General features: G+C 71.3%; 14 protein-coding genes. 4 read left to right on the top strand and 10 right to left on the bottom strand.

All coding sequences use genetic code 11. From position 1 onward, the window contains the following. Positions 1 to 33: 33 nt before the first annotated feature. From ABD211_RS20225 to ABD211_RS20210, 4 genes are read right to left on the bottom strand one after another with little or no spacing between them, the layout of a single operon-like run. Positions 34 to 1,374, bottom strand: coding sequence for an LLM class flavin-dependent oxidoreductase (locus tag ABD211_RS20225; protein WP_344134095.1), 1,341 nt, complete (start codon positions 1,372 to 1,374; stop codon positions 34 to 36). Beyond that, positions 1,371 to 2,111 (bottom strand): ABC transporter ATP-binding protein, encoded by a 741-nt coding sequence (locus ABD211_RS20220; RefSeq protein ID WP_344134092.1) that lies wholly within the window; start codon positions 2,109 to 2,111, stop codon positions 1,371 to 1,373. The genes ABD211_RS20225 and ABD211_RS20220 overlap by 4 nt, the downstream gene beginning before the upstream one ends. After that, positions 2,087 to 2,941, bottom strand: coding sequence for an ABC transporter permease (locus tag ABD211_RS20215; RefSeq protein ID WP_344134089.1), 855 nt, complete (start codon positions 2,939 to 2,941; stop codon positions 2,087 to 2,089). The genes ABD211_RS20220 and ABD211_RS20215 overlap by 25 nt, the downstream gene beginning before the upstream one ends. Before the next feature lie 3 nt (positions 2,942 to 2,944). Further along, positions 2,945 to 4,006 carry an ABC transporter substrate-binding protein gene (locus tag ABD211_RS20210; RefSeq protein ID WP_344134086.1) on the bottom strand — a complete coding sequence of 354 codons (1,062 nt, stop codon included), beginning with the start codon at positions 4,004 to 4,006 and terminating at the stop codon, positions 2,945 to 2,947. A gap of 370 nt (positions 4,007 to 4,376) precedes the next feature. Here ABD211_RS20210 and ABD211_RS20205 point away from each other — a divergent pair, with 370 nt between their 5' ends. After that, positions 4,377 to 5,279 (top strand): TauD/TfdA dioxygenase family protein, encoded by a 903-nt coding sequence (locus ABD211_RS20205; protein ID WP_344134083.1) that lies wholly within the window; start codon positions 4,377 to 4,379, stop codon positions 5,277 to 5,279. Between the two features lie 426 nt (positions 5,280 to 5,705). Here ABD211_RS20205 and ABD211_RS20200 read toward each other — a convergent pair whose 3' ends face one another. The 4 genes from ABD211_RS20200 to ABD211_RS20185 all read right to left on the bottom strand — a co-directional run bounded on the left by ABD211_RS20200 (position 5,706) and on the right by ABD211_RS20185 (position 8,342). Further along, on the bottom strand, positions 5,706 to 7,151 hold the full coding sequence (locus ABD211_RS20200) for a family 43 glycosylhydrolase (RefSeq protein ID WP_344134080.1): 1,446 nt from the start codon (positions 7,149 to 7,151) through the stop codon (positions 5,706 to 5,708). A gap of 143 nt (positions 7,152 to 7,294) precedes the next feature. Beyond that, entirely contained in the window at positions 7,295 to 7,561 is a 267-nt protein-coding gene (locus tag ABD211_RS20195) for a DUF4235 domain-containing protein (protein ID WP_344134077.1), read from the bottom strand. Further along, positions 7,558 to 7,926 carry a DUF3618 domain-containing protein gene (locus tag ABD211_RS20190; protein ID WP_344134074.1) on the bottom strand — a complete coding sequence of 123 codons (369 nt, stop codon included), beginning with the start codon at positions 7,924 to 7,926 and terminating at the stop codon, positions 7,558 to 7,560. Before ABD211_RS20190 ends, ABD211_RS20195 begins: the two co-directional genes overlap by 4 nt. Beyond that, entirely contained in the window at positions 7,923 to 8,342 is a 420-nt protein-coding gene (locus ABD211_RS20185) for a phage holin family protein (RefSeq protein WP_344134071.1), read from the bottom strand. The genes ABD211_RS20190 and ABD211_RS20185 overlap by 4 nt, the downstream gene beginning before the upstream one ends. Before the next feature lie 185 nt (positions 8,343 to 8,527). On the opposite strand from ABD211_RS20185, the gene ABD211_RS20180 reads away from it, so the two are divergent. From ABD211_RS20180 to ABD211_RS20170, 3 genes are read left to right on the top strand one after another with little or no spacing between them, the layout of a single operon-like run. Beyond that, positions 8,528 to 10,900 (top strand): phosphoketolase family protein, encoded by a 2,373-nt coding sequence (locus ABD211_RS20180; protein ID WP_344134069.1) that lies wholly within the window; start codon positions 8,528 to 8,530, stop codon positions 10,898 to 10,900. 52 nt (positions 10,901 to 10,952) lie between these two features. Continuing rightward, on the top strand, positions 10,953 to 11,888 hold the full coding sequence (locus ABD211_RS20175; RefSeq protein WP_344134066.1) for an LLM class flavin-dependent oxidoreductase: 936 nt from the start codon (positions 10,953 to 10,955) through the stop codon (positions 11,886 to 11,888). Beyond that, a complete protein-coding gene (locus ABD211_RS20170; protein WP_344134063.1) occupies positions 11,888 to 13,126 on the top strand; it encodes an APC family permease in 1,239 nt (412 codons plus the stop codon). Before ABD211_RS20175 ends, ABD211_RS20170 begins: the two co-directional genes overlap by 1 nt. Before the next feature lie 4 nt (positions 13,127 to 13,130). Here the strand turns inward: ABD211_RS20170 and ABD211_RS20165 are convergent, their stop codons facing one another. Together ABD211_RS20165 and ABD211_RS20160 are read right to left on the bottom strand one after the other, a co-directional pair. Further along, on the bottom strand, positions 13,131 to 13,913 hold the full coding sequence (locus tag ABD211_RS20165; RefSeq protein WP_344134062.1) for an ABC transporter permease: 783 nt from the start codon (positions 13,911 to 13,913) through the stop codon (positions 13,131 to 13,133). Continuing rightward, positions 13,910 to 14,839 carry an ABC transporter ATP-binding protein gene (locus ABD211_RS20160; RefSeq protein ID WP_344134061.1) on the bottom strand — a complete coding sequence of 310 codons (930 nt, stop codon included), beginning with the start codon at positions 14,837 to 14,839 and terminating at the stop codon, positions 13,910 to 13,912. The genes ABD211_RS20165 and ABD211_RS20160 overlap by 4 nt, the downstream gene beginning before the upstream one ends. Between the last annotated feature and the right edge of the window lie 49 nt (positions 14,840 to 14,888).

The raw sequence follows: 14,888 nt of genomic DNA, 5'->3' as shown, positions 1-14,888 counted from the left end.
CCCCGCATCCTGGGACAGTCGCGCCGGGCGCGGTCAGGACGCGGCGCCCTGCAGGAGCCGCTGGCTGCGCACGGGTGCCAGCCCGTAGTTGTCGCGCAGGTTGGCGCCCTCGTACTCGGTGCGGAACAGGCCGCGCCGCTGCAGGATCGGCACGACGTGGTCGACGAAGTCCTCAAGACCCCGCGGCAGTACCGGCGCCATGATGTTGAACCCGTCGGCCGCCCCGTTGGAGAACCGGTGCTGGATCACGTCGGCGACCTGCTCCGGCGTGCCCGCGAAGGTCCAGTGCCCGCGCCCGCCGCCGAGCCGGCCGATGAGCTGACGCACCGTGAGGTTCTCCCGCCGGGCCAGCTCCACGATCAGCGTGTACCGGCTCTTCGCGCCCTCGATCTCGTCCTCGGTCGGCAGGTCGGCCGGCAGCGGCCGGTCCAGCGCCAGGTCGCCGGGCCTCAGCCGCAGCGCCTCCTCGAGCTGCCGGACCGCGTACACCGGGTTGATCAGGCGATCCAGCTCGGCCTCCAGCTCCTTCGCCTCCGCCTCGGTCGAGCCGATCGCCGGCACGATCCCGGGCAGGATCTTGATGGTGTCCGGGTCGCGGCCGAAACCGACCGCCCGCGCCTTCACGTCGGCGTAGAACGCCTGCAGGTCGGCGAGCGTCTGCTGGGCGGTGAACACCGCCTCGGCGTAGCGGGCCGCGAAGTCCTTGCCGTCCTCCGACGAGCCGGCCTGGACCAGCAGCGGCCGGCCCTGCGGCGACCGCGACACGTTCAGCGGCCCGGCGACCCGGAAGTGCTCGCCGACGTGGTCGGCGGCGTGCACCCGGTCGTCGGAGGCCCACACGCCGTGTTCCTTGTCGCCGACGATCGCGTCCTCATCCCAGCCGTCCCACAGCTTCAGCGCCACGTCGACGAACTCGGCGGCCCGGGCGTACCGGTCGCTGTGGTTGGGCAGCACCTCCAGGTTGAAGTTGCGCGCCGCGGCGAGGTCGGCGGTCGTGACGATGTTCCAGCCGGCCCGGCCGCGGCTCACGTGGTCCAGCGACGCGAATCGCCGCGCCAGGTTGAAAGGCTCGTTGTACGTCGTGGACATGGTCGCGATCAGGCCGATGTGCTCGGTGACCGTGGCGAGCGCGGTCAGCAGGATCGTGGGCTCCAGGACGGCGGCGGGCCGCCGGCCGACGGAGCCCCACAGCGACGGGCTGTCCGCCAGGAACAGCGAGTCCAGCTTGCCGCGCTCCGCGATGCGGGCCAGGTTCTGGAAGTGGGCCACGTCGACGGTGGCGTGCGGGTCGCTCCCGGGCAGCCGCCACGCCCCCTCGTGATGCCCGCTCTCCATGATGAACGCGTTGAGATGCAGCTTCCTATGGGCGGTCATGCCACTTCCTCCTTGACTCCCAGCGCGCCGAGCAGCTGGTAGCGGTACTCCAGGAACCTCGGGTCGCGATGCGAGCGCGGCTTCGGCAGGTCGATGGTCTGGTTGACGGCGATGCGGCCCGCGTCGAGCACGACGACCCGGTCGGCGAGCACGATCGCCTCGTCGACGTCGTGCGTGACGAGCAGGACGGCCGGCCCGTGCCGTTCGCACAGCTCCTGCAGCAGGGCGTGCATGCGGATGCGGGTCAGCGCGTCCAGCGCGCCGAACGGCTCGTCGGCCAGCAGCAGTTCGGGCTCGCGCACCAGCGACCGGGCCAGCGCGACCCGCTGCTGCTCGCCGCCGGACAGCTCGGCCGGCCAGGCCGACTCGCGCCCCGGCAGGCCCACCTCGGCGAGGATCTCCAGGCCCTTCTCGCGGGCCTTCGACCCGGACAACCCGAGCAGGACGTTGCGCAGGACCCGCTGCCACGGCAGCAGCCGGGAGTCCTGGAACACGGTGGAAACCGCCTCCGGCACGTCGATCGTGCCCTCGCCGGTCGCCGCGGTGCCCTGGTCGAGGCCGGCGAGGGCGCGCAGCAGCGTGCTCTTGCCGGAGCCGCTGCGACCCAGCAGCGCCACGAACTCGCCGGGCGCGATCTCCAGGTCCAGGTTGTCCAGCACGACCGTGTCGCCGAACCGGCGGGTCAGCTCGTGGACCCGCACCGCGGGCCGGGTCAGCCGCTCAACGTGCGTCGCCACGACAGCACCTTCCTTTCGAGTACGCGCAGGGCGGCGTCGGAGGCGAAGCCGAAGACGCCGTAGATGACCAGGCCGAGCACCACCACGTCGGTCTGGGCGTACTGCTGGGCCTGGAACATGAGGTAGCCGATGCCGCTCGTCGCGTTGATCTGCTCCAGGACGACGAGGCCGAGCCAGGAGCTGGTGACCGCGAGGCGCAGGCCGACGAACACGCCCGGCAGCGCGCCCGGGAGCACGACGAGCCGGATGTAGTCCCAGCGGCTCAGGCTGACCGTCTCGGCCAGCTCGACGTAGCGGCTGTCGATGCTGGTCAGGCCCGCGTACGTCTGGATGTACATGATCACCGCCACCACGACCGCGATGATCACGACCTTGAACAGCTCGCCGATCCCGAGCCACAGGATGACCAGCGGGATGAGACCGAGCGTCGGCACCGCCCGCTGCACCTGCATCCAGCCGTCGACGAACGCCTCACCGACCCGGTTGAGTCCCGCGATGAGCGCCAGCACGATGCCGGTCAGCGCGCCGATCGCGAAGCCCTGGCCGGCGCGCAGCAGCGAGACCAGGACGCTGTCGACCAGCGTGCCGTTCCCGGTGAGGTTCACGGCGCTGGTGAACACGTCCGCCGGTGCCGGCAGGATGCGCGGGTCCAGCGCGCCGGTGGCCGAGGCCACCCACCACACGGCGGTCACGGCCAGCGGACCGAGGATCCGCCCGTACGGGATGGGTCGCCCGAGTCCGAGCCGGCGGCGCGCCGGCGGGCGTACCACGTCATGGGTGATGTTGGCGGCGACCGTGGTCGCCGGCTTCGACAGGGTTGTCGTCGTCATGGCCTACTCCCGGTAGCTTTCCGGCGCGGCCTCGGCCGCGATGCCCTCGAACCGTCGGTCGAACAGGTCGGTGGCCTTCACCTGCGGGATGAAGCCGCCGGCGTGCAACAGGTCGGCGGTCTCCTGCTCCCACGCGATCGCCTTGTCCCACGAACGCGGGAAGGCGGGCTTGGGGTTGACCCCGACGATGCGGTCCCCGGCCTCCTTGGGGACCTGCTGGTCCTTGACGTAGTACGCGTCGACCCAGGCGTCCTTGTTCTCCCAGGCCCACACGGTGCCGTTCACCCAGAACGGGATGAACGAGCGCACGGCCGCGGCCTTGGCCGGGTCCTGCAGCACCGCGGTGGGGGCCCACAGCACCGACAGGTAGTCGACCGCGTTCATCGGGATCGCCTTGGCGCCGTCCTTGCCGTACTCGGTGAGGTACTTGGTGAGCACCGGCTCCCACAGCGGCGCCACGTCGATCTGCTTGCCCTGCAGGGCGGTGAGGAACTGGTTGCTGGTCAGCGGCACCAGCGTCACGTCCTTGTTCGACAGACCCAGTTCCTTCAGCGTGCGCAGCACGACGACGCCCTGCGCCTGACCCTGGGAGAAGCCGATGCGCTTGCCCTTCAGGTCGGCCAGGGTGTTGACGTTCGACCCGCCGACGGCCGCGAAGGTGTAGATCGGCTTGTTCACCGTCTGCACCGCCACGATCTTCGCGTCGTAGTTGATGGCCCGGGCCTGGATCGGCGGGACGCCCGCGTTGTTGGCCAGGTCGATCGACCTGGCGCGGAAGCCCTGGATGATGTCCGGCCCGGCACCCAGGTTGATCCACTCCTTCACGTGGAAGGGCAGCTTGTCGAGCTGGCCGGACGTCTGCAGCTGGATCTGCGTGGTACGGATGGAGATGGCCAGCTCGGTCCTGGGGTCGACGGTCGTCGGGAGCGCGGCGTCCGCGCCGAGCCTGCCCGTCGGGGCATCGTCGCCGCACGCGCTCAGGCCCAGCGCGGCGGCGCCCAGCAGAGAGCCGATGAGGAACGAACGACGGCCCAGGGTGGGCGTCACGGTTGGCGGGAGTGCCACGGGATATCTCCTGTCACGGGTCGACGGCAGCGACCGTCGGTAGGGCATGACCGTCCGGCCGACCAGGGGCCGGCGGCGGGTTCAGATGCGTCAGAGGGCGACGGCGCACACCGATGGGCGCGGCCGCGAAAGCGTTCACGAGGGACGGGCGAGGGCCCCGTCCGTCGGCATCAACAGGTGCTGCTGCACACCCGCTGGAAGTCGACGAAGCGGCGCCGGATGAGACGCTGGCTTCGCTGCATGGGGTCAGCCTAAGCCGGGATCGCGTGATCGAAACACCCAAATGTGAGATGCATCACCCTTTAAACCTATCGGCTTACTAGGGTTTATGGTCGAGGGACCGACTCCCACCGCAGCGAGGAGATTCGCCATGGCCCTCACCAGCCTTGCCCTCGACGTCCGCCGGATCGGCGGCCGCATCGGCGCCGAAGTCGCCGGCGTGGACCTGAAGTCCGACCTGGACGACGGCCTCGTCGCCGAGATCAACCGCGCGCTGCTGGAGCACAAGGCGCTCGTCTTCCGCAACCAGCACCTCGACGACGAGCAGCAGATCCGCTTCGCGTCCCGGTTCGGCCCGCTCACCTCGGCACACCCGACCGTGCCGTCGGTACAGGAGCAGCCCAACATCCTGCCGGTCGACGGCGAGGAGGGCGTGCGCGCCAACAACTGGCACACGGACGTCACGTTCGTGCAGACCCCACCGAAGATCACCACCCTGCGCGGGATCACCATCCCCGAGCACGGCGGCCCCACGCTCATCGCCAACACGGCGACCGCGTACGCCGACCTGCCCGAGCCGCTGCGGGCCCTGGCCGACAAGCTGTGGGCGGTGCACACCAACGACTACGACTACGCCCAGCCGCAGTTCGACAACGACAGGATGGCCGAGCACCGCAAGGTGTTCACGTCCCGCACGTGGCAGACCGCCCACCCCGTCGTGCGGGTGCACCCGGAGACCGGCGAGCGCGGGCTGTTCATCGGCGGCTTCGCGCAGCGCCTCGTCGGGCTGTCCACGACCGAGTCACGCGATATCCTGCGCCTGCTCCAGGCGTACGTGACGCGGCCGGAGAACGTCTTCCGCCAGCAGTGGCAGGTCGGCGACGTGGTGGTGTTCGACAACCGCATCACCCAGCACTACGCCCCGGACGACTACGGCACCCAACCGCGCCGCCTCAACCGGGTCACGGTCGCCGGCGACGTCCCGGTCGGCCTCGACGGCAGCCGCATCATCTCCGGCGACGACGCCAGCCACTACACCCCGACGGCTGCTTAGGGCCGGATGAGCCCAACATGTCGCCGCCGCGGGTCATTGAACGAATGCTGTGGCCGGAGCAAGCCGACGCTTGGACCGCTACGCAGGTAATTTCGCGCCGAGTTCCAGGCGTAACCGTCTAAACGCCGGCGGGTCCTGCGGTCCACCACCATCTGGGCCGCCCCCGCTCCCCGAACAGCTACCCGCTCGGGACCCGCCAACGTTTGGACAGTCACGTGGAGAACCCGACACCGCGATAACGCACGTCATTGTCCAAACGTTGGCCTACTCGGGTCTGCCCACTCATCACTGCCGCGCACCGCCGCTGATCAAGGAAGTGCGAAAGTTGCGCGCTACGCCAACCCGAGAACAACCCCTGAGATTCCGCCCCCGATGGCGCGTTGAGGTGCCATCGGGGGCGGTCATCCGTCGGTCAGCAGCCTGCGGTCAGCCGCGGCGCCACAGTTGGGCGTCCGTGCCGTTGCACGGGTAGAGCGAGATACGGGCGCCGTTCGCCGAGTTCCAGGCGTAGTTGTCCAGGCACATGTTCCCGGCGACGTTGCGCAGGGAGAACCAGCCGTTGCCGCGGTCCTGGATGTTCCACTGCTGCGCGGTCGACCCGTTGCACGGGTAGAGACCGACGTCGGCGTTCGACGCCGTGTTCTGGTTCAGGTCGTCCAGACAGGTGCCCGTGTTGCGGTTCTTGATCTCGTACCAGCTGACGCCCTTGTAGTTGAACTCCCACTGCTGGGCGTTGTTCTGGTTGCAGTCGTAGAGCTGCACCAGCGCACCCGGCGTGGTGTTGAAGTTGTAGTTGTCCACGCACCGGTTACTGAACTTGCCGCGGATGCCGGGCGCGGTCACGCTGCTCGGGATGGGCTGGCCGAAGAACGGGTCGCCGTTCTCGCGGAAGTAGAGCTGCTGCATCCGCGTGTGCCGGTTGGGGTCCGTCAGGGCGTCCGGCGTCGGGTTGGCGTAGTCGCGCGCGTGGTAGACGAGCATGTCCGTCACGTTGTCCTCGGCGATCGTGAAGCTGCCGTGGCCCGGGCCGTAGACGCCGTTCGCGGTCTGGAACACCGGGTTCGGGTGCTTGTACCAGGAGGACGGGTTCAACAGGTCCGACGTGTCCCAGGACGACAGCAGGCCCAGCTTGTACCGCGAGTCGGTCGCGGACGCGGAGTAGGCGATGTACACGCGACCGTTCTTGACCAGGGGCGACGGGCCCTCGACAACGCCGGCGACACCCTCCATCTCCCAACCGGCCGTGGGCCGGGCGATCTCCACCGCCGACCCGGTGATCCCGGTCGCGCCGTTCATCCTGGCGATGTACATGTGGCTGTTGTAGTTCGTGTTCGGGCTGTCCTGCGCCCACACGAAGTAGCGGACGCCCTTGTTGACGAACGACGCCGGGTCGAGCTGGAACGAGTCCCAGCCGGTGTTGAAGCGCGCCGGCGCGGTCCACGAGCAGGTCATCGGGTTGGCGCAGGTGTTGCGGATCCAGTACAGCCGCTGGTTGAAGTTGGCCGTGTTGGGCGACGCCGAGAAGTACATGTACCAGGCGCCGTCGTAGTAACGGATGTCCGGCGCCCAGATCCAGCCGCTCAGCGCGCCGCTCGACGGCGCGACGAACGCGTTGATGGTCGCGGCAGACCGGAGGCCCTGCAGCGTGGTCGCCCGGCGCAGTTCGACGCGCTTGTAGTCGGGGACCGAGGCCGTCATGTAGTAGTAGCCGTCGGTGTGCTTGTAGATCGCCGTGTCGGCGCGCTGCGAGATGACCGGGTTGGCGACCGTCACGAACTGGGCGGACGCCGGCTGCACGTAGACAGCCCATAGCGCGATGACCGCCACGAGTACGGCGGCCGCCTTCAGCCGACCTCCAGTGAATAGCCTCATTGGTCCACCCTGAGTCCGAAGCGGAGAGGCACAACGCCGCGACGGGAGCGCGGGGTTGTGAACGTTAACATCAACGTTTCACGACGGACATCACGCTGTCAATCGCAGCCTTCAATATCTCGAGGCCAATCGCCACGAAGCGGTCAGGTGGGCCATTCGCCGGTGACCTTGCGGACGCCGGTGGCGCCTGCGCGGTCGACGGCCGCCTTGACGACCGCGAAGATGGCGCCCTGCAGGGCCGCCGCCAGGAGGATCTCGCCCCACTGGCGTTCCTCGTCAGTGGCGTTGGGCGCGTCGTTGTCGCCCTCGACGACCTTCCACACCTGCTTGAAGATCAGCCCCGCGGCGGCGCCGGCCAGCATGCCGAGCACCATCCCGACGGGTTTGTACGCCAGTTTCGAGGTGTTCACGAACGCTCCTTGTCCCGTGCCTGCCAGGCGACCGCGCCGGCGACGGCGGCCGCGACGACCACACCAACGATGAGCAGCATCCGGCGCCGGCGGACCGACTCGACGGCCCGGGCCCGCAGGTGCGCGAACTCGCCGGTGACGCGGGCCTTCACGTCGCTCTTGGCCACCAGCGCGGACAGCGCCTCGGCCAGATCCGTACGCAGCTCGGATATCTCGCGGCGCAGCTCGTCCCGGGTGGGTGGCGGGCCGGGCTTGTCAGCGGGCAACCGCACGACCTCGGCCGAGGTCGAAGCCGGAGCCGCGGCAGAGAGCGAGGCCGCCGGCGGCCGCGCGAACCCGAAGCGGTCCGCATCTGGAGTCGTCATCGGTGCATGCTCCCCTTGATCTTGTTAATGTCGGCCTTCGCGCTGGCCAGCGCCTCCTCCGGCACCGGCGGCACGGACTTGCGCAGGCGGCTGCGTCCCACCAGCGCCAGCACGGCCGCGATGACGAACAGCGCGACGGCCACGATGAGCGCCGACAGCCACGGGGCCAGGACGGTCGCCAGGCCGAGGATGGCCGTGGTCACCAGGGCCGCGACGCCGAAGAACGCGAAGCCCGCGCCCCCGCCGAGCAGCCCGGCGCCCAGGCCGGCCTCCTTGCCCTTGTGGGCCAGCTCGAGCTTGGCCAGCTGCAGTTCGTCCCGGACCAGCCGGGACAGGTCATCGGAGGCCCGGCGGACCAGTTCCGCCACCGACGGCTCGGCGGCGTGGTTCACCCGGCTCGGTGTCTCGATCGCCATGGCATTCACTCTCCCTCGCAGGCCACTTGCCCCGGTGAGAATTGGTCAAAACGCGCCGGCCCGGCGGAATCGGCGCCCGCGTCCCGCGAAGGGGCCTGAGGGCCCGAATGTCGCAGGCCTTCCGCCTCGACCCCCTTTCCCGGCGTACGGTCAGGATGGAGATCCGGGACGCGAAGGGAGGCCTCGTGGAGGTCGTGAACGGGACGCCGTTGGGCGCCGACGAGCTGAAACACCTCGACGCGCACTGGCGGGCGGCCAACTACTTGTCGGTGGGCCAGATCTATCTCATGGACAACCCGCTGCTGCGGGAGCCGCTCCAACCGGAGCACGTGAAGCCCCGTCTGCTGGGCCACTGGGGCACCACGCCGGGCCTGAACATGCTCTACACGCACCTCAGCCGCGTCATCGCCCGGCGCGGGCAGGACATGATCTATGTGACCGGGCCGGGGCACGGCGGGCCGGGCCTGGTGGCCAACGTCTGGCTGGAGGGCACCTACAGCGAGGTCTACCCGAACATCGGCCGCGACGCGGCGGGCATGCAGAAGCTGTTCAAGCAGTTCTCGTTCCCCGGCGGCATCCCCAGCCACGTGGCGCCCGAGACGCCGGGCTCGATCCACGAGGGCGGCGAGCTGGGCTACTCGATCTCCCACGCGTACGGGGCGGCGTTCGACAACCCCAACCTGGTCGTTGCGTGCGTGGTCGGCGACGGCGAGGCCGAGACGGGCCCGCTGGCCGCCTCCTGGCACTCGAACAAGTTCCTCGACCCGACCGTGGACGGGGCGGTCCTGCCGATCCTCCACCTCAACGGGTACAAGATCGCAAACCCCACGGTGCTCGCCCGCATCGGCGACGAGGAGCTCTCCGCGCTCATGACCGGGTACGGGTACAAGCCGTACCTCGTCGAGGGGGATGACCCGGCGGCCGTGCACCAGCTGCTCGCGGCCACCCTGGACACGATCTTCGACGAGATCGCCGAGATCCAGCGCCGGGCCCGGGAGGAGGGCGTCACCGAGCGCCCCCGCTGGCCCATGATCGTCTTCCGTACCCCCAAGGGGTGGACCGGGCCGAAGGTCGTCGACGGCGTGCCCGTCGAGGGCACGTGGCGCGCCCACCAGGTGCCGCTGTCCGCCGCCCGGGGCGACGCCGCCCACCTCGCGGCGCTGGAGGAGTGGATGCGCTCCTACCGGCCCGAGGAGCTCTTCGACGACAGCGGCGCGCCCCAGCCCGTACTCACGCAGTGGTTGCCCACCGCGGACCTGAGGATGGGCGCGAACCCGCACGCCAACGGCGGCCGCTCCCCACGGTCGCTGGAGCTGCCCGACTACCGCGACTACGGGGTGAAGGTGCCCGTGCCCGGCGGGACCACCGCCGAGCCGACGCGGGTGCTCGGCGGCTGGCTGCGCGACGTGATGACCGCCAACGACAGGCACCGCAACTTCCGCATCGTCGGGCCGGACGAGACCGAGTCCAACCGGCTCGGCGCCGTGCTGGAGGTCACCGACAAGGTGTGGCAGGGCGAGATCAAGCCGGTCGACGCGCACCTGAGCAGGCACGGGCGGGTCATGGAGATCCTCTCCGAGCACACCTGCCAGGGCTGGCTGGAGGGCTACCTGCTGACCGGGCGGCACGGGCTGTTCTCCTGCTACGAGGCGTTCACCCATATCGTCGACTCGATGGTGAACCAGCACGCGAAGTGGCTCGCCGTGACCCGGGAGCTGGGCTGGCGGCGGCCCGTGCCGTCGCTGAACTATCTGCTCACGTCGCACGTATGGCGCCAGGACCACAACGGGTTCTCCCACCAGGACCCCGGCTTCGTCGACCACGTGATGAACAAGCGGTCCGAGGTCGTGCGGGTCTACCTGCCGCCGGACGCGAACACGCTGCTGTCCATCACCGACCACTGCCTGCGCAGCCGCGACTACATCAACGTGATCGTGGCCGGCAAGCAGCCGGGGCCCTCGTGGCTGGACATGGACGCCGCCGTGCTGCACTGCGTGCGTGGCCTGGGCATCTGGGAGTGGGCGTCCAACGACGACGGAGACCCCGACGTGGTGCTGGCCGCGGCCGGGGACATCCCGACGATCGAGGTGCTCGCGGCGACGTCGATCCTGCGGGAGTACCTGCCGGACCTGAAGGTCCGGGTCGTCAACGTGGTGAACCTGATGCGGCTGCAGTCGCCGAAGGAGCACCCGCACGGGCTGCCCGACGCCGAGTTCGACGCGATCTTCACGACGGACCGGCCGGTCGTGTTCGCCTACCACGGCTACCCCATGCTCATCCACCGGCTGACCTACCGCCGGACCGGCCACGAGCACCTGCACGTGCGCGGGTACAAGGAGGAGGGCACCACCACCACGCCGTTCGACATGCTGGTGATGAACGACATGGACCGGTACCACCTGGTCATGGACGTGATCGACCGGGTGCCGGGGCTGGCCCGCCGCGCCGCGACGGTGCGCCAGCAGATGGTGGACATCCTGGCCCGCCACCACGAGCACACCCGCCGCACCGGCGAGGACCTGCCGGAGGTCGTCAACTGGGAGTGGCGGCCCGCCTGAGAGTTCCGGGCCGTCCCCCTCGGTGGACGGCCCGAACCATAGGATCGCGGGCGTGAACCGCATCGGTGTCATGCTCCCCCGCGACCTTCCCGTCGACCAGGTGCTGCCGTACGCGGTGCGCGCAGAGCGGCTCGGCTTCGACGAGCTGTGGGTGGTCGAGGACCTCGGCTTCCGGGGCGGCGTCGCACAGACGGCCGCCGTCCTGGCGGTGACGGAACGCATCACGGTCGGCATCGGCATCCTGCCCGCCGGCGCCCGCAACGCGGCCTTCGCCGCGATGGAGCTGGCCACGCTGGCCCAGCTGTTCCCCGGCCGGCTCATCGCCGGCATCGGGCACGGCGTGACCGGGTGGATGCGCCAGGTGGGCGCCTGGCCGGCCAGCCCGCTCACCCTCCTTTCCGAGTACGCCACGGCGGTGCGCGCCCTGCTGCGTGGCGAGCCGGGGCCGGCCGACGGCCGGTATGTGCGGGTCTCCGGGGTCGTCCTCGACGAGGTGCCGAAGGTCGTGCCGCCCGTCGTGCTGGGCGTGCGCCGGCCGAAGTCGATCGCGCTGGCCGGGCGGGTCGCGGACGGGGTGCTGCTGGCGGAGCCGGCCGCGCCACCGTACGTCGCGACCACCGCGGCGCAGGTCAGCGGCGAGATCATCACCTACGACGTCGCGGCCGTCGCGGACGATGGGCGGGCCGCCCGCGACGTGGTCCGGCCCGGGCTGGCGTGGGTCGGCGACCCCGACTGGGCTCCCCACTTCGTCGGGCTGCCGTTCGCCGCCGACCTGGCAGGGTTCCGTGCTGCTTGCGCGGGGCCGGCGGCGTTCGCCGCCACCATGCCGGACGAGTGGGTGGCCGAGCTGGCGCTCGCGGGGACGCCCGACGAGGTGCGCGCCCGCATCGCCGCCCGGCACGCGGCGGGCGCGACCAGCGTCATCCTCGCCCCGGTCGGCCCCGACCGGCTCGCCGCGCTCACCGGTCTCGCGCGCGTCCTGCCCTGATGGCTGGCCCGCTCTCCCGGAGCCTGGGTACGACCGACGCGGTGCTCATCGGGCTCGGCTCGATGATCGGGGCCGGGGTGTTCGGCGCGTTCGCGCCGGCCGCCGCGGCCGCCGGCGGCGGGCTGCTCATCGGGCTGTGCGTCGCGGGCGTGGTCGCCTATGCCAACGCGACGTCGTCGGCCCAGCTGGCGGCGGCCTATCCCGTCTCGGGTGGCTCCTATGTGTACGGTCGGGAGCGGCTCGGCCCCTGGTGGGGGTATTTCGCCGGGTGGGCGTTCGTGGTGGGCAAGACGGCGTCGTGCGCCGCGATGGCGCTGACCTTCGCCGCGTACGTGGCGCCGCCGGCCTGCCGCGCGCCGGTGGCGGTGGCGGCGGTGGTCGTCCTGGCCGCGGTGAACTACCTGGGCGTGACGCGGACCGCGCGGGCCACCCGGATCATGGTGCCGATCGTGCTGGCGGTCCTGGCAATGGTTGTCGTGGCGATCTTCAGCAACGGTTCCGGTTCGGTTCCGGTTTCGGTCAGCCTGCCCCACGGGTGGTACGGCGTCGCCCAGTCGGCGGGCCTGCTGTTCTTCGCGTTCGCGGGTTACGCGCGCATCGCCACGATGGGCGAGGAGGTGCGCGACCCGGCGCGCGCGATCCCGCGCGCGATCGTGCTGGCGCTGGGCATCGCGCTGGTCGTCTACCTCGTCGTCGGGGTGTCCCTGCTGCTCGCGCTCGGCCCCGCCCGGTTGGCGACGTCGACCGCGCCGCTCGCCGACGCGGTGCGGGTCGCCGGCTGGGCCTGGGCGGCCCCGGTCGTGCGGATCGGCGAGGCCGTGGCGGCGCTCGACGCGTTGCTGGCCCTGCTCGCCGGCATCGGGCGCACGTCGCTGGCCATGGCGCGGGGCGGCGACCTGCCCGGCTGGCTGGGCGCCGTGCACCCCCGCTACCACGTGCCGCACCGGGCCGAGGTCGCGGTCGCGGTCGTCGTCTGCCTGCTGGTCATCGTCGTCGACCTGCGCGGCGCGATCGGGTTCTCCTCGTTCGGTGTGCTCCTGTACTACCTGGTCGCCAACCTGTCCGCGTTCACCCAGCGCGGCGCCGACCGGCGCTATCCCCGGTTCGTCCAGGTCGTCGGGGCCGTCGGTTGCGTCGGGCTCGCGGCGACCCTGCCGTGGCAGTCCGTGGTCGCCGGCCTGGGCGTGCTCGCCGCCGGCCTGGTGTTCCGTCTCGTGCGGCAGACGACGGTCCGCTGACCGTTCAGGACGTCACGTCGCGCCGCCGCAGCACGACGACCGCGGCGGTGACGGCGACGACGCAGTAGCAGCCCAGCGTGACCAGCGCCCGGGTGCTGCCCGGGCTGCCCGGGTCGGGGTCGAGCAGGCTCTCCAGCAACAGGCCGGGGAACCACCGGGTGGCCGGCCCCCAGGCCTCGCCGAAGACCTGCTCGACCGGCCCCGCCCAGCCGACCCCGACCGCCAGCGCCACCGGCAGGGACGGGACGAGCACCCCGATCGCCGCGCCGAGCAGGGCCCACCCGGTCACGGCCAGCATGACGAGGCCGTAGTCGCGGGCCATGCCGCGCAGCCCGGCGCCGGTGAACCACACGCCGACGTCGAGCCCGCGGCTGCCGGCGAACGCGACGGACGCGGCGACGCTGGCCGCCAGCGACACGGCCACCGCCACGGCGGCGAACGCGAGCACCGCGCCGAGCTTGCCGGCGAGCAGCCGGTGCCGGTCCGGTTGGCGCAGCAGCAGGGTGCGCAGCGTGCCCCGGGAGAACTCCACCCCGACCGCGCCGGCGAACACGGCGAGCAGGAACGCCCCGGCGAACGAGGCGGCCATGGTGAAGGCGAGGCTGCCACCGTCGGCGCGGGCGAACCCGTCCAGGACCGGCCCGTCCGCGTGGGCGCTGGCCGGCTGCGCGTTCAGGATCCCGGCGGCGGCCGAGCCGACCGCGAACAGGATCGCCGCCACGGCGGCGAGCGTCAGCAGGCGCGGGCGCGCCAGCTTGATCAGTTCCGCCCGGAACGCGCGCCTCACCCCGCACCCCCGATCAGCGCGAGGACCTGGTCCTCCAGGGACGGCCGCTGTTCCCGCAGCCCGGCCAGCACGATCCCACGGTCGTGGGCGAACCGGTTGACGTGCGCCCCCAGCGACGGCGCGTCGCGCCCGTCGAGGTCGACCGCGACCTCGTCCCCGGCGCGGTCGACGGTGTGGCCGGCCGTGGTGAGCAGGTCCGCCAGCCGCGCCGCCTCCGCGTGGTCCGCGGCGAGCGCCACCAGTCGGGCGCCGGCCCGCGCGGCGAACTGCGCGGTCGGCCCCTGGTACGCCAGGGTGCCCCGGTTGATGATGATCAACCAGTCGCAGACCTGCTCGACCTCGCCGAGCAGGTGCGACGAGACCAGGATCGTCCGCCCCTGCGCGGCGATCGCGGCGATGATCTGCCGCATCTCGGCCATGCCGGCCGGATCGAGCCCGTTGGTGGGCTCGTCCAGGATCACCAGCTCGGGGTCGCCGAGGAGAGTGGCGGCGATGCCGAGGCGCTGCTTCATGCCGAGGGAGTAGCGGCCGTAGCGGTCGTCGCCCCGCGCGGCGAGGCCGACCTCGGCCAGGACGGTCGGGATGCGGGCCGGGTCGTGGCCGCCGATCGTGGCGAGTACGCGCAGGTTCGCCGCCCCGGTCAGCGCCGGGTAGAAGCCGGGGCCCTCGACCAGCGCGCCCACGCGACGCAGGTACGCGCCCGGCCGGGAGATCGGCTCCCCCAGCACCTCGGCGGTCCCCGCGCTCGGCCGGATGAGGCCCAGCAGCATCGACATCGCCGTGGTCTTGCCGGCGCCGTTGGGCCCCACGAACCCGGCGACGACGCCGACCGGGACGTGCATGGTGAGGCGGTCGACGGCGGTACGGCCGCCGTACCGCTTGGTCAGGCCGTTGAGGGCGACCGCCGGATGTGGTGTGTCTGTCATGACGTCCAGCCTGGTCGCGCGACGGCGCCGCGTCGTCGGGCCGGTGTGG

Origin of the sequence: Luedemannella flava, assembly GCF_039528515.1 — a bacterium.
In the GTDB taxonomy this organism is placed as follows: Bacteria; Actinomycetota; Actinomycetes; order Mycobacteriales; family Micromonosporaceae; genus Luedemannella; species Luedemannella flava.
Note: the sequence above shows the minus strand (reverse complement) of the source record. Positions and strands in the feature narration are given on the sequence as shown.

Excerpts from the sequence above, each read along its gene's own strand:
- ABD211_RS20190 (WP_344134074.1), bottom strand. The coding sequence starts at position 7,926 with ATGACGACTCCAGATGCGGACCGCTTCGGGTTCGCGCGGCCGCCGGCG.
- ABD211_RS20170 (WP_344134063.1), top strand. The coding sequence starts at position 11,888 with ATGGCTGGCCCGCTCTCCCGGAGCCTGGGTACGACCGACGCGGTGCTC.
- ABD211_RS20225 (WP_344134095.1), bottom strand. The coding sequence starts at position 1,374 with ATGACCGCCCATAGGAAGCTGCATCTCAACGCGTTCATCATGGAGAGC.
- ABD211_RS20205 (WP_344134083.1), top strand. The coding sequence starts at position 4,377 with ATGGCCCTCACCAGCCTTGCCCTCGACGTCCGCCGGATCGGCGGCCGC.
- ABD211_RS20160 (WP_344134061.1), bottom strand. The coding sequence starts at position 14,839 with ATGACAGACACACCACATCCGGCGGTCGCCCTCAACGGCCTGACCAAG.
- ABD211_RS20185 (WP_344134071.1), bottom strand. The coding sequence starts at position 8,342 with ATGGCGATCGAGACACCGAGCCGGGTGAACCACGCCGCCGAGCCGTCG.
- ABD211_RS20215 (WP_344134089.1), bottom strand. The coding sequence starts at position 2,941 with ATGACGACGACAACCCTGTCGAAGCCGGCGACCACGGTCGCCGCCAAC.
- ABD211_RS20200 (WP_344134080.1), bottom strand. The coding sequence starts at position 7,151 with ATGAGGCTATTCACTGGAGGTCGGCTGAAGGCGGCCGCCGTACTCGTG.